Source organism: Kordia sp., from assembly GCF_050633145.1.
Lineage (GTDB): Bacteria > Bacteroidota > Bacteroidia > Flavobacteriales > Flavobacteriaceae > Kordia.
Map to the genome: position 1 here is coordinate 260,085 of NZ_JBOEFY010000004.1, position 23,002 is coordinate 283,086.

Here is a 23,002-nt window from a genome sequence, read left to right on the forward strand (position 1 = left end):
GGTCGTTTTTTAACAATGTTACTAATTTTTTGTTAAAGCTAATTCCGTGTGCAAGTAAAAAGTAAATTGTGTACTTTAGCAACTTAAAATGACGTACTTTTTTTATGGATGAAAAACCTTTAATTTTAGTCACAAACGACGACGGCATTACAGCCCCAGGATTACGTGCATTGATTGATGTAATGAATGAATTAGGAGATGTAATTGTTGTTGCTCCAGATAGTCCACAAAGTGGTATGGGACATGCGATTACGGTAAACTCTACAATTTATTGCAATGCGATTACTATTGATGATGGACCGCAAATTGAATATTCAAGTTCAGGAACACCCGTAGATTGTGTAAAACTTGCTGTAAATGAAATTTTAAATAAGAAACCAGACATTTGTGTTTCTGGAATTAATCACGGATCAAATTCTTCGATTAATGTGATTTACTCAGGGACTATGAGTGCTGCTGTAGAAGCTGGTGTGGAAGGAATTCCTGCTATTGGTTTTTCTTTGTTGGATTACGATTGGGAAGCCAATTTTGATGCTACAAAAGAATATGTAAAAAAAATTACACAAAAAGTATTGGAAAACGGTTTACCAGAAGGCGTAGTGCTAAATGTGAATTTCCCAAAGTTGAAGGCGAAAGAAATGAAAGGTATTCGTGTGTGCAGACAAGCAAAAGCACGTTGGAAAGAAGATTTTGACAAGCGTACCAATCCGCATGGAAAACAGTATTATTGGCTTGCTGGAAACTTCATCAATCAAGATAAAGGACAAGATACAGACGAATGGGCATTAGCAAATGGATATGTTTCTATTGTTCCAGTTCAGTTTGATTTAACAGCGCATCACGCGATACAAAAACTTAATAGCTTAGGATTCAATGAAAAATAAAAAAGATGTAATTGTAGGTGCTATTGTTGGTTTATGCACTACTATTTTAGGAACATTTTTATACTTGATATTTGTTTCATACCAACAAAATAAATCTATTGGTGCAGTGTGGGATTTTGCCATGAACGGTACCGAAATTAGCTCAGTTGTGGTATTTGGAGCCGCTTTAAATTTTGCAGCTTTTTTTGGCTTTTTACATTATAATAAAGAAGCACATGCAAAAGGCGTACTAGTGATTACTATTTTAATCGCTGTTGCTGTACTTGCACATAAATTACTTGGATAATTAAGGACATGAAGTACTACATTGTTGCAGGAGAAGCGTCGGGAGATTTACATGGTTCTAATTTGATGAAAGCCATTGTAAAGGAAGATCCTACAGCCGATATTCGGTTTTGGGGCGGCGATTTGATGCAAGAAGTTGGTGGTACTTTAGTCATGCATTATAAGGAACGTGCATTTATGGGATTCATTGAAATTATTATGAATCTCCGTAAGATTTTGGGTATGATTTCTTTTTGCAAGAAAGATATTGCCGAATTTAAACCGGATGTTGTCGTTTTTATTGATAACTCTGGCTTTAATCTGCGCGTAGCAAAATGGGCAAAAGCCGAAGGTTTCCGCACTAACTATTATATTTCACCGCAAGTTTGGGCAAGTAGAGCAAGTAGAGTCCAAAAGATTAAAAGAGACGTTGATCAAATGTTAGTGATTCTTCCTTTTGAAAAGGAGTTTTATAAAAAGTATGAGTATGATGTGCATTTTGTAGGACATCCATTGTTAGATGCAATTGCAGATAGAGCACCTGTAGATGGTGCACAATTTAGAACAGCACACGGATTAGACAACAGACCCATTATTGCATTACTTCCAGGAAGTAGAAAACAAGAAATTACCAAAATGCTTTCCGTGATGCTTTCTGTGGTTGATGATTTTTCTGAATACCAGTTTGTCATTGCTGGCGCGCCAAGTCAAGAAAAATTGTTTTACGATCAGTTTATACAGGGTAAAAACGTTCAGTTTATAGATAATAAAACTTATGATTTGTTATGTGTTGCTACAGCCGCTTTGGTTACTTCTGGAACCGCAACTTTAGAAACTGCTTTGTACAAAGTACCGCAAGTGGTATGTTATAAAGCCAATAATATTTCGTATCAAATTGCCAAACGCATTATTACTTTAGAGTATATTTCTTTGGTGAATTTGATTATGGATAGAGAAGTTGTAAAAGAATTGATTCAAAATGATTTCACTACTAAGAACGTTAAAAAAGAGTTGTCTAAAATTTTAGATGATACCGAACGCACACAACTTTTTGAAGATTACTACGAACTTGAACAAAAGTTAGGTGGCAAAGGTGCGAGTGCTAATGCTGCAAAATTGATTTGTGGCGCTATTGAAAAGTAGCCTTCCATTCTTTCAACAGCTTTTTTCGTTCTCGTCGTGCTTTACCTTTAACTTCTTTCAGTCTGTCTTTACTATATAACCATTCTATATATCTATTTTGAAACACTTTGTTGTTTAGAAAATTATTTGAACTAAAATAATACTCTATCAAGTTGGGATTATTTTTACAAAATGTCAATGTGCAATTTTGAATTCTCGTAACAGTAAAATATGGCATTCTTTCAATTCTATCTGCTAATATGATTGCTATTTCTCCTTTAGTTAAATATCCATCATTACATTCTGATTTAACTTTAGTCAAAGTTGTATCTACAAAAAAATTAGCAAGTATCATTAAAGATCTTTCTCCATAAGCTATTACTCTTTTAGCATCTACATTGTCTATTATTTCTTTGGAGTTTTCTGTTTTAGTAATTCTATTTAATAATGAGTCAATTTCAGTTTTGGTTTGCGAAATACTAAAAGTAAAATTTAGAAGTAAGGTCAGTAATAGTAGTTCTTTCTTTTTCATTGAATTTCAATTTATTCTCAAATGTATTTTTTTTACAGCTATAAAGAAATCTAAAATTAGTGAATTATCTTTTTCAATGAGTTAACTAGTTTGCCTAGTTCAATTTTGAATCATTTTTGCATTCTAAATAATCAGATTTTGTTACTTTAGCGAAAACGCATATTGTATGATTCGTAAACTACTGTTACTTTTCCTTGCTATTTTTGTAGTGTCGTGTGGTTCTTCTAGAAAAACAACTTCATCACGAAAAACCTCTAAATCTACCAAAGTCGTAAACAAAACGACCAAAACTAGAAAGACTACAAAAACTTCAAAGGCTACCAAAAGTACTTCTACAAAAGCTGCTGCTATTATAAAAACGGCAATGGCATATAAAGGAACTCGCTATAAGTTTGGTGGTACCACTCGTAAAGGAATGGATTGTTCAGGACTAACTTATATCGCTTTTGGTGAAAATGAAGTGAAGTTACCTAGAGTTTCATATCAACAAGCAACCAAAGGAAAACGCATTAAATTGAACGCTGTTAAAAAAGGTGATTTACTTTTTTTTCAGACGAATAAGAATCGAAAACGCATCAACCATGTTGGCTTAGTTGTTTCCCATAAAAGTGGCATTATTAAGTTTATTCATGCAACGACTTCTAAAGGTGTTTTAGTTTCTTCTTTGGACGAACGTTATTGGAAGAATGCGTTTACGGAAGCGCGAAGGGTTCTGTAGGTATTCGCTTTGTTTCTGGGTGTTAGGTGTTAGGTGTTAGAAACTACATTTTTCGAAGTACTTCTCGATACTATTTCCTGTCTATTTCGACTGCGCTCAATATGACAGAAAATCACTCGAAGTGACGTTTGGATACTAAACTATTAAACTCCGTTTTTTGTGGATTTGTTAATTTGTTTGTTTTACTATTAAAACCTAGTTCACTATAATTTTCTTAGTAAGTTGTGCTGTGTCTGAACTTAATTTTAGAAAATAGATTCCACTTTTTAGACTCGAAACATTTAGTTCTATTTGTTTGTCCGTTGCTGTTTTCGTTAGTATTTGTTTTCCGTGTATATCTATTAATTGGATATTTATAAGTTCACTTTTGTCAAGTTTTATATATAAAATGTCTTTGACTGGATTTGGATACATTTTTATTTGCGTACTAGATAATTCATCGACAGAAAGTGGTTCTACAAATTCGGTTTCAAAGATATTTGTGATTACAGGCGCATTAAAGTCAAAATAGATTCCTGCAACTCCTGGAATGATATCTCCAATAGCATAACCTGCTTTTGGCTTTATTTTAAAGTGTACAAAACCATTGCTTCCTTCGGCATCAAACATTTCTGCTGGCAAGTTGATATTATCAAAATTCCAAACCAATTCATCATTTATACGACGTACTTGATATGCATGACTCGACGCAATCATTTGAAATGTAGTTTCATCTACTTGTGTATCGAGTGTTTCTTCTATTCGTACATTAATCGCTTCTGCAGTTCCTAAGTTTTGGAATCGGATGGTATAGTATAAATAATCTTCCGAAGTAAAATCTGGGTGTATAATTTCTGGTCCGCGTGATTCTGTAATGTCGTTTGGATCCCAAGAATTAACCACTGTTTCTTGCAATGTAGACATATTGTTTTCACTGACTAAATCGTTAGCATCTGCGATATAGGTAGCTGTATTTACTACAATCTCGTCCAAAGGAATACTGGCAGGACAAGATAATTCTATCGAAAAATCTCTGACTTCAAAAGGTTGCAAATTTGTGAAATTAATTGTAAATCCTGTTGCAGTATTTGTTACGATATGATTTGTATCGTTGCTTACAACGGTTCCTAATACTAATAAATCGTCAATAGTTACTTCTACCGTTCCCATATTCAGCGTAGTTGCTGTATAGTTTTTTAGATATAACGTATTTGAATGTGTAAATCCAGGTCGTGGTGGCGCTGAGTAATTAGCCAAAGTAACGCCTACATCTTCGCAAAGTTGCTGTTCTGTAATAGGAAAATCGATTGTAGTCGTTTCACCTTGAACTATACTTACATTGTCAATAGTTGGTATTGTAACGTCAAAACAATCTTCGTACGCTTCGTATAAAATAAATGTAAAATCGTATGTATCATTTTGATCACTATTGATTAAAATATTATTTCCATTAGCAGCTGCTTCGTTAATAATTCCATTGTCATTAACTTCATATTCTACACTTCCATTTGGGAATAAAATTTCTCCATCATCAAATACAGAGTTATTATTTTCATCTAAAAAACTTCTCACTTCTAACGTTCCGAACGTTGGACTGTTTGAGCAAGTTGCTGTAAATTGCCATGGTTCGTAGGAATTCGTTTGGCAAGAATTCACTCCATCAGACGAAATTTTTATTGTAAGATTATTTCCTGTAGCTTCAAACGATAACCCAGTAAGATCGCCATTATTTCCATATCCTAAATATAATAGTGTAACGCCATCCGAATCATATATAAGTAACTCATCCCAGCTATTTTCTACCTCTCCAGCCAAAAATGTTAATTGCAATATAGAACTAGAATCTTCGGCTGTAATAAAAAATTCAGTTGCATCATCATTTCCGTAACAATATGTCGTAATTCCAGGTGCATCAGTACATTCAACAATAACATGCGTTAACACTTCTAAAGTAAAACTTCTAATCCTAGAACAGCCTGTATTTATATCTTCTACACGTAAAAAAATTGTTGTCGGATTAGCTATATTTTGATAGTTAGTAGGATTTATGATAGGATTTGTATTCGTTTGTGCGTCAACTTGTGTTTCATAAAAAGTAACAATTAAGTCTGTATTCCCATTTGTAATTTCTGGAATTTTTGTTGTAAGATCAAACGTTTCAAAACCATTACTTGAAAGATTTTGTATGTTATAAGGCGTTATATAACTAACACTCGGGTTTGAATTTATAGTAACAACAATGGTGTCTGAAATTGGTGTTCCGCTAACTATTACCGTGGCTTCATACAAACCACTTTCTGTTACCAACAAAGTTGCGCTTGTTTCACCACCAAGTATTTGTCCATCTTTTACCCATTGATAGGATGTTGCATTGGCTGTACTTGCGTCCAAGACAAAACTTTCTCCCTGACAGGCAATAATGTCGTCTCCTAAGTCTACTTGTGAAAATCCTATGGTAGTAAACGCTAAGCATAAAATAATAGCGTAGTGTAGTTTTGCTTTCATGGTAATTGGTTGATTGTATGTTATAAATGTACTGTTTTATATGTAATTTCTGTATTTCACTCGTGCATTTTAACTTTTTAATTTATTGAATACAAGCTGCAAACAAAGCTTTTTTAGCAAATTTCTTACATTTTAACAACGCTCACACTCAAAATAGAACGCTTGTACATTTGTTTTGATAAGCTGCTATTTTTTTGACTACTTTGAAATAATTTTAATTGATTTTTTACGAATGAAGTGGCTCAATTTTACCGTTACAAAACTGACATTTTCTTTAATTTTTGGAATTCTAATTGGTTATTATTTTAGTATTTCTTGGACGACAAGTTGCTTTATTTTTGGTGGATTGTTTCTTGTACTGAGTATTTTCTTTTGGATTGCCCGAAAGCAATTTATACAAACTATGGGTTTCGGAATGATCGCTTTGATAACAACTGCGAGTTTAGGAATGGTGATTGAAAGTTTCCATGAAGAGAAAAACCACGCTTCGCATTACAACCATGTTGAACATACAGAAAATATACAGTTTCGCATTCACGAAGTTTTAAAATCGAATTCATATTACCATCGATATGTTGGGAAAGTTTTACGGGTGAATGATAGTGTAGCCTCTGGCAAAATTTTAGTTCATGTGAGAAAAGATAGTACAATGACTACACTTCCTGTAGATGCGATTCTGTACACCGAAAAACTTCCAGTTGAAATTAAAGCTGCTTTGAATCCGACATCTTTTGATTATAAAGCGTATTTGAATGATCGTTATATCTATAAGCAGGTGTATTTGAAAACGGGTGAATTTTTACTTACAGAAAATGTTCCGAAAACATTATATGGCTATGCAGCTACGCTTCGAAATACAATTCATTCACGATTATTAGAAGCTAATTTTAAGACTGATGAATTGGCAGTAATTGAAGCGTTATTACTTGGACAACGACAACAAATTTCGAAAGAGTTACAAACCAATTATGCCAACGCAGGCGCCATTCATATTTTAGCAATTTCAGGATTACATGTTGGAATTCTGCTGTTTTTATTACAGTTTCTACTAAATCCACTTGAGCGTTTTAATTATGGAAAATCTTTAAAATTACTTTTACTATTGAGTATTTTATGGAGTTTTGCTTTTGTTTCAGGCTTGTCTGCTTCTGTTGTTCGCGCAGTAACGATGTTCACTGCCATTGTGATTGCTACACATTTTAGAAGACAAACCAACACCTTACAAGTGCTGACAATTTCTATGTTTTTCTTGTTGCTTTGCAAACCACATTTTTTGTTTGATGTTGGTTTTCAATTGAGCTATGCCGCCGTTTTTGCCATTGTAGTTTTTCAACCTTTATGGAAGAAACTTTGGAATCCGAGGTCGTTTTTTGGAAAATCATTTTGGGGATTGCTAACTGTTAGCTTGTCTGCACAATTGGGAGTTTTGCCATTGAGTTTGTATTATTTTCATCAGTTTCCTGGATTGTTTTTTGTGGCGAATTTGACCATTGTTCCCTTGCTTGGAATTATTTTAGCCTTTGGAATTCTTGTGATCGTTGTTGCCTATTTTCAATGGTTACCAGAATTTTTAAGCACACTGTATAGTTTCATCATTCAGCAAATGAACGTTTTCGTTTCTTGGATTGCTTCACACGAACAGTTTGTTTTGACAGCTATTCCGATGCGCTTTTTGCAAATGATTGGTTGTTATTTGGTATTGATTGCATTAGCTCAGTATATCCATCTTCCGAAAAGGAGACAATTAAAAGTAGTTTTGTATAGTGTTTTAGTTTGCCAAGGATTGTGGTTTTTTGATCGTTTTCAAGCGTTTCCAACAACAAATTCGTTTGCTATTTTTCATCAAACGAAAGCAACAATTTTAGCAAAGCAACAAGGAACTTATTTACAGTTATTTCATGATTTAGACAGTTCCGCCACAGCGAAAAATTTTACGATTAAACAGCAACGTCAAAAAGATTTTATAGAAAACATTACACAAGATTGTTTACAAAACGTATATGCTATAAATGATTCGTATTTGTTGCGAATTGATAGTTTAGGCATGTATAAAATTCCACTATTAAAACCTGAATATGTTTTGTTGAGCAATTCTCCCAAAGTAAATTTAAATCGTGTGATTGCAGAGTTGAAACCTAAATATATTATCGCCGACGGAAGTAATTATAGAAGTTATATACAGCGTTGGAAAGCGGCAGCCAAAAAACAAAAAATCCCTTTTCACTATACTGGCGAAAAAGGATTCTTTTCTATTTCTTTAGAAAAATAAGTTTAGCTTTTAAATTCGTGCTCGAAGTCTTTTTGATATTTTTCCCAATCTTCTTTTGAAACGACTTCTTTGTATTTGTCTGTTTTGAAAAGTTTTAGATAGATTTCAAGTTGTTTAGGCAATAAGTATCCAGAAATTGGTGCAATGAGTTTGAAATCTTCATCAAAGAATACCATTGTTGGATATGCTCGAACACTCAGATATCTTGCAAATTGATGTTGTGCATTTCTGCGCTTTTTCTTTGCAGGATCATAATTTGGATTCGTGAATGTGTTTCCTTCATAGCTAACACTTGAATCGCCTTCTGCATTGAATTTGATGGCGTAATAGTTTTTGTTGATATAGTTGGCTACATCTGGATTTCCAAATGTGTTTTTGTCTAGCATTTTACACGGTCCGCACCAAGTTGTGTATACATCCATAATTACTTTTCGCGGTTCTTTCTTCATAAGTTCTTGCGCTTCTTCCATGGTAACCCAATTGATTTTCTGCGCCTGCATTGTAGTGATACTTACAAAAAGTACACTTATTAATAGGATAACTTTTTTCATCTGTTTGTCTTTTATATGGTCTCAGTCGCAAACTCTGTGCCTAGTTTACGAATACAAGTTACAATTTGCAATTGAGATATAAAAAAAGCGTTCTCCGTAGAAAACGCTTTTTTAAAATTTTTATGATTTTGCAGGCTATTTTACACCATGCATAAGTTTCTTTAATACTGGGTTTAATGCCCATACTAATAATCCGGCGACAGCAGGAACAATCGTAAATATTAAGAAGAATGTAGATAAGTCATAATCTTTCGTAATATTTTCAATTTGCCCACCAATTACTGCGGCTAGTTTGTTTCCTATCGCAATAGCTAAGTACCACATTCCAAACATGAATGCAATCATACGTGCAGGAACTAGTTTAGATACATACGAGAGTCCCACAGGCGAGAGACAGAGTTCACCAAGCGTATGGAATAGATAGGCTAGAATTAACCATATCATACTTACTTTTACACCATCACTAATTCCGAAAGAACCAAATGCAAGCAATCCGAATCCGACAGCCATTACAATAAGTCCTAATGCATATTTTGTAGCTGCAGATGGATTGTATTTGCTTTCCCACCATTTAGAGAAGAATGATGCAAATACAATGATAAAGAATGAGTTTAAGATACTAAACCACGACACTGTGATTTCTACTTCATTACTTTTTATTTCAGTTACTGTTGCTTTTATGATACCGTTATCTTTAGCATCTACTGACTTAGCAGCTTCTAAACGTATTGGATCTAAGTATCCAAATTCAGAACCTTCATTGTTCTTTTTGATAATTGCCAATTCTTGTCCAACTTCAAATACTAAAGGTTCCGCTATTGAAGATTTTTCCAAAACTACATTATCTCCATTTGTACGAGCCAAACCTTCTGAGATTGGTGTATCGTAGTACAGTTTCCCTAATGATATTTTTTTAGCTTCTTTCTTTTCTGTATAATATGCTGTAGCATTTTCAGTATCTCTAATCGCTATAATCGAAGCTACATATTTAGCGTTTAATATTTTTTGTTCTGCTTCTCTTTCTTTTCTGATGTATTTTTTAGATGTTTCCTTTTTTATGACTTTACCTTGATACATGATACTATCAATAGCCACACCGATTTCTTTTTTACTATCGGTTGGATCTTGTGCAGTGAATGCTCCTCCTAGCAATTTTCCTGCAAATTGCTTTTCCCTTTCTGGATGCATTCCATAACTACTTGGCGTTATATTTGTTCTTACAGCATCATACGTTATGTCATAAGATGTTGTATTGAAATCTCTGTTTAACATCCATCCAACAATAACCCACATTAATAAGAAGCATACTACCAATACAATATTAGATAGTCCAATTTTACTATAGGTTTTCTTCCAAAGTAAATACAATACCCATGAAATAATGATTAAAGGAATCACCGTAAGCAAAGTGTTGATCACATTGAAGGCAATTGCCGAATTTCCAGTTAAGGACCTATCTACATTATCTCTTGCAAATAATACCAATGACGTAGCTCCTTGTTCAAAAGCTAACCAGAAGAATACGGTAAAGAACGCAAATATGATAAATGCAATCATTCGATCTCGTACAATTCTTGTATAACGTGATATTCTTGAAATTACTAAACATAAGAATAATACTAAGGCAAAAAGTACGGCAACATATTGCCCTTCAAAATCTTGGATTTGCAAGGATTCAAACATATCAAATCCTCCAATTTTAGATATTGGATCATTGAATGCATACCCAAGTCCTATGATAGAACAAATAATCATTAAGACTTTGTCTAACATCGTAAAAGGATTTGGTCTTTCTTCCGTTTCTCCTTCTTCTATTTCTACACTTTTCTCATTGATATTTTGAGGAAGTTCTACTTCGTGTATTTTACTTGGTTTTGCACCAATATTACCAAATAAGCTACCTGCTAACCAGAATTGTAATGTTCCTAACAACATGAATACTCCGGCAAGACCGAATCCATAAGCCCAACCTATTTTTTCAGCTAGATATCCGCAAAGCATCATTCCAAAGAACGCTCCTGCATTTACTCCCATGTAGTAAATGGTATAGGCACCATCTTTTTTCTCTGGATTCTTTTTATACATTTCAGATATAATTGACGTCATTGTAGGCTTAAAGAAACCTGTTCCAATAACTAACAATGCCAATCCTATGTACAGAGATGCTTCTGTTTCTATTGCCATTGACGCATGTCCTAAGGTCATGATGAGCGCTCCAATTACAACTGCCCATCGATATCCGGTATATTTATCAGCAATATATCCACCAATAATTGGTGTAATGTATAGTAACATTGCATAGGTTCCGAATAGTGCACCTGCATTTTCAGCGGTCCATTCCCAACCTGGATTGTAACTTACGGCTGCCATTGTTAGAAAGTTTACTAACAATACGCGCATTCCATAGAATGAAAAACGTTCCCACATTTCTGTAAAGAACAATACAAACAATCCTCCCGGATGTCCTAGAACTTTGTCTTTAAATAGATTATCAATATCTGTACTCATATAAAAAAGGTTTTGTTAAAAAGGGAAACCCTCTGAGAATGAGGGTTTCATTATATATGCTATATTTTAATTGTCTGCTAATTCGAATCCTTCAGCTTCTTCGTGTGCTGTTCCTTCGTTATCTTCCGCACCATGTGTTAATTTCTTTAATTTCTTCAAGAATAAAATTAACAACAATCCAAAAGCAACTGTAAAGATTACTAAGAATGTAAAGATTTTATATTCTTGTTTGTTTTGCTCTTCTTCTATAACAAACTTAACTCCATAGTCTTTCCCGTCACCTTTATTCGCTATAACTTGTGCTTTATCTTTGTCTTTTTCGAAAGCTAGTTTTGCATGAAGTGGCGTTTCTTTAGAAGCTCCATTGTCTTTTAAATATGCCTTTAAATGCGCTAGTTTTTCTTGCTTTTCTTTTTTCGCTTTTGCAATTTCATTTTCCTTTTTACCTTCTGTTGTAACTGCAGTTAGATCAAATAAATTGTTAATGTTTGTGCCTTTTTTATATTCATCAAACACCACATTGTCTCCATCTAAATACACTTTTGCTTTGATAGAGAAGTTATTATCTTCATTAATAGCATAATCGAATACTTTATCAATTATTTTTTCGCCATTTACTAATTTCTTAACTTTAATAGAATCTTTTTCAGTAAAGTTATAGATCTGAGCTTTACTTGCTACTAAATTTCCTTTATAGCTTTCTAACTGTGATGCTTCTCCAATACTTCCTGCTAATTTGTTACCAAAACCTGTTGCTGCAAAGTAGATTCCCATCATAATAGATGCATATTTGATAGGCGCTAATTTTGTAATGAACGATAATGATACTGGTGATGTACATAATTCTCCAATTGTATGGAATAAGTACGCTAAAAAGATCCAGTACATCGCAGCTTTTCCAAATGTTTCTGCACTTGCTTCTTTAGAAGCGAACATCATGAACACATATCCTAATCCCATGATAATAGTTCCGATTGCCATTTTGAATAGTGAAGAAGATTCTTTTCCTTGTTTTTTCCACCATAACCAGAAACCACCAATAACGGTTCCAAAAATAATGATATATCCTGCATTTAATGACTGGAATACGGCTGCTGGAATTTCTGTCCAAGAACCTATAGCAATTGATCTGTCTACTTTTGCATCTGTATACAAGTTCATTAATCCACCTGCTTGCTCGAAAGCTCCCCAGAAAACTACAACAATTAAGAACGAAATTAATAATACAATAACTCTGTCTTTTTCAATTTTCGTTAATGGTTTTTTCATTACTGCTGAATCTACTCCAGAATCGTCAGCACCAATAAAGTTTCCTACATGTTTTAAATGCTTTTGACCATAAATAAAAACGGCTTGTCCAATTAACATTCCAATTCCTGCCAATCCGAATCCGTAGTGCCATCCATATTCATACGCTACCAATCCAACAACAATACTAGATAAGAATGCTCCAATATTAATTCCGATGTAAAATATAGTAAATCCGCTATCACGTCGAATGTCTCCTTCTTTATACAATCCACCAACCATGGTAGAAATGTTTGGTTTTAACCCTCCAACACCCAAAATAATGAGAAACAGACCAACAAAAAACGCCGTTTCGTTAGGAATTGCCAAGACCAAGTGTCCTGCACAGAGTAAAAATCCTCCGAGCATTACGGTCTTCTTTTGCCCTAAAAACTTATCAGCAAGATATCCACCAGGAATCGAAGCTACATATACAAGCATTGTGTACCATCCGTAGAGCCAAATTGCATCTCCACTACTCCAACCCAGCCCAGGATCTACTGCTGTAGCAGATGTGGCTACGTATAATACTAATAAAGCTCTCATTCCGTAGTACGAGAAACGCTCCCATAATTCTGTAAAAAATAATACGTACAGTCCTATTGGATGCCCGAAAACTTCTTTTTCTTGTGTTACTGAGTTTGTCATTATAATTAATTGTTAGGATTAGTTTAATTGCAATAAGGCTTGTTATTTCAACAAGGTATTTTCAATGAATTTTGTCATTTTCGTATACAGATGTAAGCGTGTATAACCACCATATATTCCATGATTTTTATCTGGATAAATCATCCAATCAAATTGTTTATTAGCTTTGATTAATGCATCAATCATACGCATGGTGTTTTGCACATGTACATTATCATCTCCTGATCCATGAATTAATAAATAGTCACCTTTTAGTTTTTCAACATGATTTATTGGTGAGTTATCATCATATCCACTTGCATTTTCCTGCGGTGTTTGCATATAACGTTCCGTATAAATGGTATCGTAAAAACGCCAGCTTGTTACTGGTGCTACCGCAATTGCCATGCTAAATACATCATTTCCTTTTAAAAGACAGTTACTCGACATAAATCCTCCATAACTCCATCCCCAAATTCCGATGCGATCTTTATCTACATACGAACGTTTTCCTAGTTCGATAGCAGCATCTATTTGATCTTCTACTTCGTATTTTCCTAATTCTTTATAGGTTACTTTTTTGAAATCAGCTCCTTTAAAGCCTGTTCCACGTCCATCAACACACACAATAATCATACCCTTTTGTGCTAACATTTGAAACCAATAATCATTTGCACCATTCCATCTGTTGGCAACTTGCTGCGAACCTGGTCCAGAATATTGATACATAAATACAGGATATTTTTTAGAAGCATCGAAGTTTGCTGGCTTTATCATCCAAGCATTCAATTCGTGTCCTTTTGCTGTAGTTAAGGTAAAGAATTCTTTCTCGGACATTTTATATCCGCTCAATTTATTTTTAACGCTTGTGTTGTTTTTTATTTCTTTTTCAAGCTTGCCGTTTTTTGCTAGGTGAAGTGAATATTCTGGCGGCGTAGTTGCGCTTGAAAATGTATTGATATAGTAGGTGAAGTTTGTACTAAAATTAGCTCTATTTGTTCCGTTTTTCGTAGAAAGTCTTTTCTTTTTCTTTCCGTTGATTTTGATCGAATAGACATCTCTGTTGACAGAACCATTTTCTACAGATTGATAGAATACACGATCTGATTTTTCATCGTAACCGTAATAGTTCGTTACTTCCCAAGGACCTTTTGTTACTTGATTGATTAATGATCCATCCTTTTTGTAGTGATAAATATGGTTGAATCCATCTTTTTCGCTTGTCCAAATAAAGCTATTATCTTCTAAGAACGTTAAGTTGTCTGTAATATCTACATACGCTTTGTCTGTTTCTTTTAATACAACTACTGTTTGATTGCTAGCTGCATTGTACATAATCAAATCCAACTCATTTTGATGTCTATTGATTACTTGCACACTCAAAACTGCAGGATCGTTTGTCCACTTTATTCTTGGAATATAGAAGTCTGTATAGTTTCCTAAATTGATTTTTGAAGTCTTGTTTGCGTTTAAGCTATATAAGTGCAATGAAACTTCTGCATTTTTTTCTCCTGCTTTTGGATATTTGAATACATGTTGTTGCGGATATAATTTGCTACCGTACACATCCATAGAAAATTCAGGCACATCTGTTTCGTCAAAACGAATAAACGCAATATGATCACTATCTGCATTCCATTGAAAAGCACGTACAAAACCAAATTCTTCTTCGTATACCCAATCCGTTACACCATTGATGATTTTATTTATTACACCATCTGTTGTAATTTGTGTTGAAGCTCCAGACATCAAGTCTTTTACATACACATTATTCTTATAAACGTAAGCAACCTTTTTTCCATCTGGAGAAAAGGTTGGTTCTTGTATTTTATTGTCTGAAATTTTTGTTGCTTTTTTTGAAGCGATATCGTACACGTAAAAAATTCCTAGTGTCGATCTTCTAAATACTGGCTCAACTTGAGTTGCCAAGATAAGTTTACTTTCATCATCACTAAAGCTGTATGAAGAAAATGAACTTATTTCTGAAAGATCATCCGCTTTTACAATTGTTTCTACTTTTTGAAGTGTTTTGTAATCGTATTTATCTACAGATCCTGATCGTCTATTTAACACTGTATATTGCTCTCCATTGTTCATAGAGTGCAATACATCCATTCCGCTTGTTCTAAAGGCTCCTGACCATATTTCTTGTAACGTAATTTCTTTTTGTTGCGCCAAAGTAAGATTGGCAAGTCCTAAGAAGAGAAAAAGAAAAACAGATTTTATTTTCATTCGTGCTGCGTTTTTTGAAATTAGCTTGTTAAAAGCTTATTATTTTGAGTAATTTTCAATTATAAAGCTGACAATATACAAATATCAAGCAAGTACCACAAAAAAATAAAAGGCATTAACTATAGTACCTATTTTGCTGGTTTCATATTAAACAAAATATCAACCTCAAATTAGCATGAATCTATGATCTTGCTTTTCTAAAAGATTAGTTCAACTTACAATTTTGAAGATGTCTTATCGACTTCTTAAAATTGAGTTTTACTAAAATTAAACTCTAAATTATTAGGGATATAAATAGCGATTGTTTTTACTAAATTCTGAACTATTTTCTAAATAATATACCAGACTCAATTTGTTACTTTTTCATTATGTATCTTTGTCGTTATTAAACCTTGATTGTATGATTGCTCCCATTGCTGGATTCTCTAAATTTTCCAAAGACGAAAAAATTGAGTGGCTTGCAAACACATATTTTCACGATAGTGAAACTGTGATAGCCATGTTAAAAAGATATTGGAATTCAGACGAAAAACTACAAAAACTACACGACGAGTTTATTGAAAATACGATTACGAATTTTTATCTTCCGTTAGGAATTGCGCCTAATTTTTTGATTAATGATAAAATGTACGCCATTCCTATGACAATCGAAGAAAGTTCGGTAGTTGCAGCTGCAAGTAAAGCAGCTAAGTTTTGGTTAGATCGTGGAGGATTTAAAGCAACCGTTTTAAGTACTGAAAAAGTTGGACAAGTCCATTTTATGTATTTTGGAGCTACTGAAAAACTACAAGAATATTTTAACAACATAAAACCCGAATTGTTTGCCGCCACAAAACATATTACGCAAAATATGGAAAAACGCGGTGGCGGAATTACTGATATTGAATTGCGTGACAAGACAGATGAACTCAACGGATATTTTCAATTGCATTGCACTTTTGAAACCGTAGATTCTATGGGCGCAAATTTTATCAATTCGTGTTTGGAACAGTTTGCAAAAACTTTTCAAGCTGAAGCAGCAAGGTTTGAAGCCTTTTCTTCAACAGAAAAAGAGATTCAGATCGTAATGAGTATTTTATCTAATTATGTTCCAAATTGCATTGTAAAAGCAGAAGTAAGTTGTCCTGTAGAAGCTTTAACCGAAAGCGAATCGGTAGACGCGAACGAGTTTGCAGAAAAGTTTGTACGCGCTATACAAATTGCCAAAACAGAACCGTATCGCGCCGTGACGCACAATAAAGGAATTATGAATGGTATTGATGCTGTTGTATTGGCTACAGGAAATGATTTTAGAGCAATTGAAGCTGGAATTCATGCCTACGCAGCCAAAGATGGTCGTTATTCTAGCTTAACACACGCCGAAGTTATAAATGGAATTTTTAGGTTTTGGATTGAAATTCCATTGTCTTTAGGAACTGTTGGCGGTTTAACTTCTTTGCATCCATTGGTAAAATTAGCTTTAGAGATGCTAGGTAAACCCAATGCAAAAGAATTGATGCAGATTGTAGCCGTTGCAGGGCTGGCACAAAATTTTGCTGCAATACGTTCATTGGTTACTACAGGAATTCAAAAAGGACATATGAAAATGCACTTGATTAACATCTTGAATCAGTTGGAAGCTACCGAAGCAGAAAAGATTCATTTTGTTAATTACTTTAAAGATAAAACCGTTACACATAGTGCTGTAGTGAATGCATTTACAGCATATAAATCGGAACATGCCTAATGAATTTTTATAGCAACGGAAAGTTATTACTCTCAGGTGAATACGTCGTATTGGATGGTGCAAAAGCATTGGCTATTCCGACGAAATATGGACAATCACTTACCGTTACTCCGATTGAAACTTCAAAACTGGTTTGGAAAAGTGTCGCATTTACTGGCGAATATTGGTATCGAGAAATTTTAGACTTATCAGCTTTTGGTTCAGAAACTACGTATGACGATGAAGTGAGTCAAACATTGCATAATTTACTATCGGAAGCCAAACGTTTGAACCCTGATTTTTTAGCTGGAGAAACTGGCTTTGAAGTGAAGACCACATTAAATTTCCCAAGAAATTGGGGATTGGGCTCTTCTTCAACCCTAATTCATAATATTGCGCTTTGGGCAGATGTAAATCCGTACACACTACTTTGGAATGCTTTTAAAGGAAGTGGCTATGATATTGCTTGCGCGAAACATAACTCGCCAATTATATACGAAGTACACCAACAACAACCTAAAGTGACCGAAGTTAGTTTTTCACCTTCTTTTAGTGATCAATTGTACTTTGTACATTTAAACAAAAAACAAAATAGCAGAAACGCCATTGCAAGTTATAATGCCCGAAAAGGCACGATTGCAAATGAAATAAAGGTAATTAACGCAATTACTTCTGAAATGGCTAAAACAACCTCGCTAGTTGATTTTGAATTGCTTTTGAAGGAACACGAACAATTAATTGCCGACATTATTCAAGAAACACCAGTACAGGAACGTTTGTTTGGTGATTATTTTGGACAAATAAAGAGTTTAGGTGCTTGGGGCGGCGATTTTGTATTGGCTACAGGAAATGAAGATACGAAAGCGTATTTTGAAGCGAAAGGTTATAAGACTGTAATTCCTTTTGATGAGATGATTTTTCCTAACAAGAAGTAAGTATTCCATAAACTACGTATTGATTTATATATAGAGTTACTTTATTACGCTAGCGTTTCCAATTCATCTAGAGAGAGTAACCGCTTATTAATTACACCAAATTATTCCTGATATAATCACCTCTTATTTACGGTTTATGAACCGTCAATGCTATTTCTTTCCTAACTTATTTTATTTTTTTTACTTAGATTATTATTAATTTAAAATCTATTATCATGAAAGAATTAAAAAGTTTAGGTGTTATTCTAACCAAGGCAGAACAGAGAAATATTATAGGAGGAATTGTTGGTTCTGGAGAAACAAGTTCTAATCCTTCTAACCCTTCTGGACCTTCCGGACCTTCTAATGCGACACAGGTTGTACATGTAGGATGTACTGATGGTTCTCATCATTCAATTCATTGTCATGATGGTGAACTTTGTCATATTTCCGCAGTGTGTGATTCGCATCAAGGAGTAGCTTATCAATATTGGGATTAATACGGTTAGTGATAAGTTTTTAAATATACTGTAAGATATAAACCAAAAAAAACCTGTGAAATGAACTTCACAGGTTTTTTTACATTCTACACTTAGAATGTGATAGTATTATAATTAGAGCTTAGTAAAATATACCTCTATTATCTTCAATTTCAGCAGCGCTCTTTAAAGCATCAAATACAGAACCTGTTGCCTTGTTAGCTCTTTGAGTTCTTAATAAGTTTACTTCTGCTAAGTACGTATCTTTTGCTGGTGCAGCAGATTTTGAAACAACTTGAATCATGAATACTCCTGATTTTCCAGCTACAAATTTTGATGTATCACCATCATTTAATGCAAAGGCAGTTCCTACTACTTTTTGCTCTTCTCCAGCACCTGGAATAACCGGAGATTGCATAGATAATGAAGTTGCTTGTTGTTCTGGTTTTCCTGAAGCTGATGTCAATGCTGCTAATGTTGTAGCTGACGCATATTTAGCTTTAATCATTTCAGCTTTTTTCTCGTTTCTTAGTATTGGCAATACTCTTCCTGATGCCTCAGATATTGAAGCAAGTCCTGCAGGATTTTTAGCTGTTACTTGTACAACGATAAATCCGCTTCCTACTGGGATACGATTAACTGCACCTACTTTTGTATCTTCTTTAAAAGCCCAACGTGCTATTTCGCGTTGTTCTGGTAAACCAGGGATTTTTGCGTCTAATTTTTTAACTCTATTTACCTGCTTTACTTCGTAATTAGATTCCTTAGCGATATCTGCAAAAGTACTTGGCGATTTTTGTGCATCAGATTGAAGTTTAGAAGAAACTGTAAATAAGTTCTGTAATGTTTCATCTGTTACTTCTACTTCTCTGTTGATTGTTGCAAACTTTACAGTTTTCTGTGGATTCTTCTGGTCTTCGACTTCGATAACGTGAAATCCAAAAGGAGTTTCTAAAACATCTATTGTTCCAACTTCTTTTTCGTAAGCGAAATCTTTAAACTTTGGAGTCAATCTTTTAGAAGAAATAATATTAAACCAAGTTAAATCTCCACCTTGTGGTGCAGAAGTATCATCAGATAGTTTTTTTGCGATGTCAGCAAATTTAGATTTGTTTCTTTTTACCACGTTTAAGATACTATCAGCAAGTTGTTTTGCTTCTTCTTTAGTTCTCTTAATTTCTGGCTTTGCATTCTGCAAACCTGCATAGGTAATTAAAATATGTCTAGTCTTTACAGAATCTGGCAATTGAGCTGTTTCTATTAGTCTAGAAATTTTATACTGATTTCCTACTTTATATGGTCCGTATACATCTCCTACTTCCATTGCCATAAGATCGTTTGCAACTTCTTTGGGCAATTCGCTTTGGTATGTAAAGCTTTCTAACTCGTTTGTTTCTGTATTTATGTTTGCATACGCGCTTGCATCTTCTGCAGCTGCAAATTCTTTCTTTTGCTCCTCTACAGCTTTCTTTGTTCCTTCTTCATCAGATTTTGATGGTACTTCAGGAAAGTATACATATTGAAGGTCTCTTGACTCTTCTACTTGAAATGCAGATTTGTGCTTGCTAATATAGTTTTTAACATCACTCTCTCTGATTTGAACTAATGAATCTACAATTGTATTGTAAGGAATTTGAACATATTTGAATGTTACTTTATCGTTTTCCGCTCGGTATGAAAGCTCTCCTTCATTTACCGTTACAATTGAACCTGCTTTTACTAAGTTGTTATACAATGCTTTTTTAGCTTCTATAATAGTATAGCGTTCTGTTTGCAACCAGTTTTGATAAGCAGCTCTAGCATTATCACTACTTCCTTTTGTTGCTTCTAGGTTATCGATATATTCTTTCAGCTTTGCTTCAACAAACACACCAGCTTCGTCTTGAAACTGTTGGTTACCTGTAATATTAGGACTTGTTACTAAAAGATTCCAGATTTCATCTTTTTCAATAGTAATTCCTAATTCGTCTAATTGTTGCGTAATTAAAACGTTATTTACTTCTCTATCCCAAAGAGAGTTTACGACTTGCATCGTAGTTTGTCTAGATCCGTAAATGCTTTTAGCATATTTTACTTGGGATTCGAATTGTTGGTAAGGAATACCTTTTCCATTTACCATTCCTATTTCTGTTGGTCGTTTTTCACCTCCGCCATTGTTGTTGAACACGTCAGATATTACGAAAGCAAAAAGTGCCAATCCGATGATTAGGATTAGTACTAATGTACGTTGTCTAATTTTTGCAAGAATTGCCATTTATCTTCAATTTTATGAAATTCAGTGGGCGAAAATACAATTTCCTACTAAATAATAAAAGAAGAACCGTGTATTAATTCGTTAATTTTAGGGATTTTAATCTTCTGAGAGAATTTGAAGTTGAATCGTGTCTATTTTTGTATTGGACACTTCTACCATTGTAAACTTTAAATTATTGATAACAATAACCTCATCTTGTTGCGGAATTTCCTCTGTTTCGCTTACAATTAAACCTCCTAAAGTTTCGTAATTTTCGCTTTCTGGAAGGTTAAGTTTATATGTTTCATTGATATAGTCAACTTCCAAACGTGCCGAGAACATATATTCATATTCGCCAATGCGCTTTTCTAAAAGTTCTATAACATCGTGCTCATCTTCTATTTCGCCAAATAACTCTTCAACAATATCTTCTACCGTAACAATTCCTGAAGTTCCTCCGTATTCATCTAATACTACCGCAATACTTTTTCGCTTTTTTGTCAATACATTGAGTACATCATTTGCCAACATTGCTTCAGGCACAAATACAACAGGCAATACAATGCTTCGAATGGTTTTTGGTTTTTTGAAGAGTTCAAAAGAATGCACATATCCAATAATATCGTCAATCGTATTTTTATAGACTAAGACTTTAGAATATCCTGTTTCTGAAAAAAGCCTTGTAAGATTCTGAGTTGTTTCACGCAATTCAATTGCAACAATTTCCGTTCTCGGAATCATTACTTCGCGCGTTTTCACTGCTGAGAATTCTAATGCATTTTGAAATATTTGAATTTCAGAGTCCACATCTTCATCTTGATGTCCTGCTTCCATTTGCTCTGAAATATAATCGCCCAACTCAACTTTACTGAATTCGAGTTGTACTTCATCTCCTTCCGTTTTGAAGAATTTTTTTAGAACCACATTCGAAATCCACATGACAAATTCTGAAATCAACCAAAATAATTGATAGAAGATATATGCAGGAATAGCAAGGAATTTAAGCAGATTGTTAGCGTATACTTGAAAGAATACTTTTGGCAAAAATTCTGCCGTGACTAATATAACTAAAGTAGAGATGATGGTTTGAAATAACAGTTCGTATTCGACCGTTACATATTGATTAAGCCATGGAGTTTCATGAACCCATTGCGTTATCAAATCGCCCATAAAAAAACCATAAATTACCAATGCAATGTTGTTTCCAACGAGCATTGTAGCAATAAATTTTGAAGGTTTTTGTGTGAGTCGCCTCAAGACTTTAGCAAGAATTCCATCTTGCTTTTTTTCCAATTCGATGTGAATTTTGTTCGCGGAGACGTACGCGATTTCCATACCAGAAAAGAACGCAGAAAACAGTAATGCCGTTATAATAATGAGCAACTGTATTTCCATTTATTTGTCTTTTTTGTAGTCTTGAAATTTTTTCTCGTAATATCTTCTAAAGAAAAACATGAATAGAGAAACTACTGCAAATCCCGCAAACATGTAATCAATTTTTCCTTCACTATTCCACGCTTCTATTACTTTATAAATAGATAACGCAGCCACAATAAGATATAGGTATTTTGTATAGTTTAAGACTTTCACGTTGGTTTGATTTTGTTAGGTTATTGAGTTTTATCTGTCTTTTTCGTCAATAGGAATAGTACTGTCATAGATTTCTTTACCATTTATAACACTTAAATCTCTACTAAAGTCTATTCCATTAGATCCTTGTAATAACACCCCATATTCGTTACTCATTTTGAATTCTCCTTCTGTAAAGATCCATTCTCTATCTTGATCCCAAAATAATTGTGGTGCTTCTAATACATTTCCATCATGCGTGTTTAACACAACATTTCCTTGTAAATCTACTAATCTTGTGTCACTATACAAAATAGCATAGTCAGAAGTTACCACACTTTTGTTATTATTTTCATCAAAAAACTCAAGAACGATTCCATTTGGAAATTCCATGAATGGAAATTTTTGATTGGAAAAATCTTTACTGTAAGGACTACGTAGGGTCGATTTTACTTTTCCAGAATCAGTATACACTAAAAACATATTCTCAGCTTCACCTACAGGAAAACGTTTGCTATAGGAAAGTTTTTGAATTTCACTATAGTTATCCTGACATGAAAAAAGCATTGTCACGATGAATATCGTGACAATGCTTGGTAAAATATGTTTTTTATGTAATTTCAT

The 23,002-nt window shown here is 33.9% G+C and carries 18 protein-coding genes; 8 read left to right on the forward strand and 10 right to left on the reverse strand.

The genetic code is table 11. The annotated features are described in order from the left end of the window. Positions 1 to 104 precede the first annotated feature (104 nt). Genes surE through lpxB form a run of 3 tightly spaced genes read left to right on the forward strand, consistent with a single transcriptional unit; the run spans position 105 to position 2,291 of the window. Complete coding sequence (surE, locus tag ACRBBL_RS03340; RefSeq protein ID WP_431367625.1) at positions 105 to 884, forward strand: 5'/3'-nucleotidase SurE; 780 nt, start codon at positions 105 to 107, stop codon at positions 882 to 884. Continuing rightward, positions 874 to 1,170 carry a hypothetical protein gene (locus ACRBBL_RS03345; RefSeq protein ID WP_431367626.1) on the forward strand — a complete coding sequence of 99 codons (297 nt, stop codon included), beginning with the start codon at positions 874 to 876 and terminating at the stop codon, positions 1,168 to 1,170. Before surE ends, ACRBBL_RS03345 begins: the two co-directional genes overlap by 11 nt. A gap of 8 nt (positions 1,171 to 1,178) precedes the next feature. Next, on the forward strand, positions 1,179 to 2,291 hold the full coding sequence (gene lpxB / locus ACRBBL_RS03350; RefSeq protein ID WP_431367627.1) for a lipid-A-disaccharide synthase: 1,113 nt from the start codon (positions 1,179 to 1,181) through the stop codon (positions 2,289 to 2,291). Here lpxB and ACRBBL_RS03355 read toward each other — a convergent pair. Then, a complete protein-coding gene (locus tag ACRBBL_RS03355; RefSeq protein ID WP_431367628.1) occupies positions 2,278 to 2,802 on the reverse strand; it encodes a hypothetical protein in 525 nt (174 codons plus the stop codon). The genes lpxB and ACRBBL_RS03355 overlap by 14 nt on opposite strands. Positions 2,803 to 2,968: 166 nt before the next feature. Here ACRBBL_RS03355 and ACRBBL_RS03360 point away from each other — a divergent pair, with 166 nt between their 5' ends. Further along, on the forward strand, positions 2,969 to 3,520 hold the full coding sequence (locus ACRBBL_RS03360; protein ID WP_431367629.1) for a C40 family peptidase: 552 nt from the start codon (positions 2,969 to 2,971) through the stop codon (positions 3,518 to 3,520). A gap of 195 nt (positions 3,521 to 3,715) precedes the next feature. Here ACRBBL_RS03360 and ACRBBL_RS03365 read toward each other — a convergent pair whose 3' ends face one another. Beyond that, the gene (locus tag ACRBBL_RS03365; RefSeq protein WP_431367630.1) at positions 3,716 to 6,004 is read right to left on the reverse strand and encodes a T9SS type A sorting domain-containing protein; all 2,289 of its coding nucleotides are present in this window, start codon (positions 6,002 to 6,004) and stop codon (positions 3,716 to 3,718) included. A 232-nt stretch (positions 6,005 to 6,236) separates the two neighbouring features. Here ACRBBL_RS03365 and ACRBBL_RS03370 point away from each other — a divergent pair, with 232 nt between their 5' ends. Next, entirely contained in the window at positions 6,237 to 8,273 is a 2,037-nt protein-coding gene (locus ACRBBL_RS03370; protein ID WP_431367631.1) for a ComEC/Rec2 family competence protein, read from the forward strand. A 2-nt stretch (positions 8,274 to 8,275) separates the two neighbouring features. Here ACRBBL_RS03370 and ACRBBL_RS03375 read toward each other — a convergent pair whose 3' ends face one another. From ACRBBL_RS03375 to ACRBBL_RS03390, 4 genes are all read right to left on the reverse strand, one after another. Further along, positions 8,276 to 8,824, reverse strand: a complete 549-nt coding sequence (locus tag ACRBBL_RS03375) for a thioredoxin family protein (protein ID WP_431367632.1) — start codon at positions 8,822 to 8,824, stop codon at positions 8,276 to 8,278. 135 nt (positions 8,825 to 8,959) lie between these two features. Further along, positions 8,960 to 11,332, reverse strand: a complete 2,373-nt coding sequence (locus tag ACRBBL_RS03380; protein WP_431367633.1) for an oligopeptide:H+ symporter — start codon at positions 11,330 to 11,332, stop codon at positions 8,960 to 8,962. Between the two features lie 66 nt (positions 11,333 to 11,398). After that, positions 11,399 to 13,267 (reverse strand): peptide MFS transporter, encoded by a 1,869-nt coding sequence (locus ACRBBL_RS03385; protein WP_431367634.1) that lies wholly within the window; start codon positions 13,265 to 13,267, stop codon positions 11,399 to 11,401. 42 nt (positions 13,268 to 13,309) lie between these two features. After that, positions 13,310 to 15,478: a S9 family peptidase gene (locus tag ACRBBL_RS03390; RefSeq protein WP_431367635.1), complete on the reverse strand. Its 2,169-nt coding sequence runs from the start codon at positions 15,476 to 15,478 to the stop codon at positions 13,310 to 13,312. Positions 15,479 to 15,878: 400 nt separating this feature from the next. Here ACRBBL_RS03390 and ACRBBL_RS03395 point away from each other — a divergent pair, with 400 nt between their 5' ends. From ACRBBL_RS03395 to ACRBBL_RS03405, 3 genes are all read left to right on the forward strand, one after another. Further along, complete coding sequence (locus ACRBBL_RS03395) at positions 15,879 to 17,204, forward strand: hydroxymethylglutaryl-CoA reductase, degradative (RefSeq protein WP_431367636.1); 1,326 nt, start codon at positions 15,879 to 15,881, stop codon at positions 17,202 to 17,204. Next, positions 17,204 to 18,118 carry a GYDIA family GHMP kinase gene (locus ACRBBL_RS03400; RefSeq protein ID WP_431367637.1) on the forward strand — a complete coding sequence of 305 codons (915 nt, stop codon included), beginning with the start codon at positions 17,204 to 17,206 and terminating at the stop codon, positions 18,116 to 18,118. Before ACRBBL_RS03395 ends, ACRBBL_RS03400 begins: the two co-directional genes overlap by 1 nt. Before the next feature lie 215 nt (positions 18,119 to 18,333). Continuing rightward, a complete protein-coding gene (locus tag ACRBBL_RS03405) occupies positions 18,334 to 18,597 on the forward strand; it encodes a hypothetical protein (protein WP_431367638.1) in 264 nt (87 codons plus the stop codon). 121 nt (positions 18,598 to 18,718) lie between these two features. Here ACRBBL_RS03405 and ACRBBL_RS03410 read toward each other — a convergent pair whose 3' ends face one another. The 4 genes from ACRBBL_RS03410 to lptC all read right to left on the reverse strand — a co-directional run bounded on the left by ACRBBL_RS03410 (position 18,719) and on the right by lptC (position 23,002). Beyond that, positions 18,719 to 20,830 (reverse strand): peptidylprolyl isomerase, encoded by a 2,112-nt coding sequence (locus ACRBBL_RS03410; RefSeq protein ID WP_431367639.1) that lies wholly within the window; start codon positions 20,828 to 20,830, stop codon positions 18,719 to 18,721. A 96-nt stretch (positions 20,831 to 20,926) separates the two neighbouring features. Beyond that, positions 20,927 to 22,204 (reverse strand): hemolysin family protein, encoded by a 1,278-nt coding sequence (locus ACRBBL_RS03415; RefSeq protein WP_431367640.1) that lies wholly within the window; start codon positions 22,202 to 22,204, stop codon positions 20,927 to 20,929. After that, complete coding sequence (locus ACRBBL_RS03420; protein ID WP_431367641.1) at positions 22,205 to 22,399, reverse strand: hypothetical protein; 195 nt, start codon at positions 22,397 to 22,399, stop codon at positions 22,205 to 22,207. A gap of 30 nt (positions 22,400 to 22,429) precedes the next feature. Beyond that, positions 22,430 to 23,002, reverse strand: a complete 573-nt coding sequence (gene lptC / locus ACRBBL_RS03425) for an LPS export ABC transporter periplasmic protein LptC (RefSeq protein ID WP_431367642.1) — start codon at positions 23,000 to 23,002, stop codon at positions 22,430 to 22,432.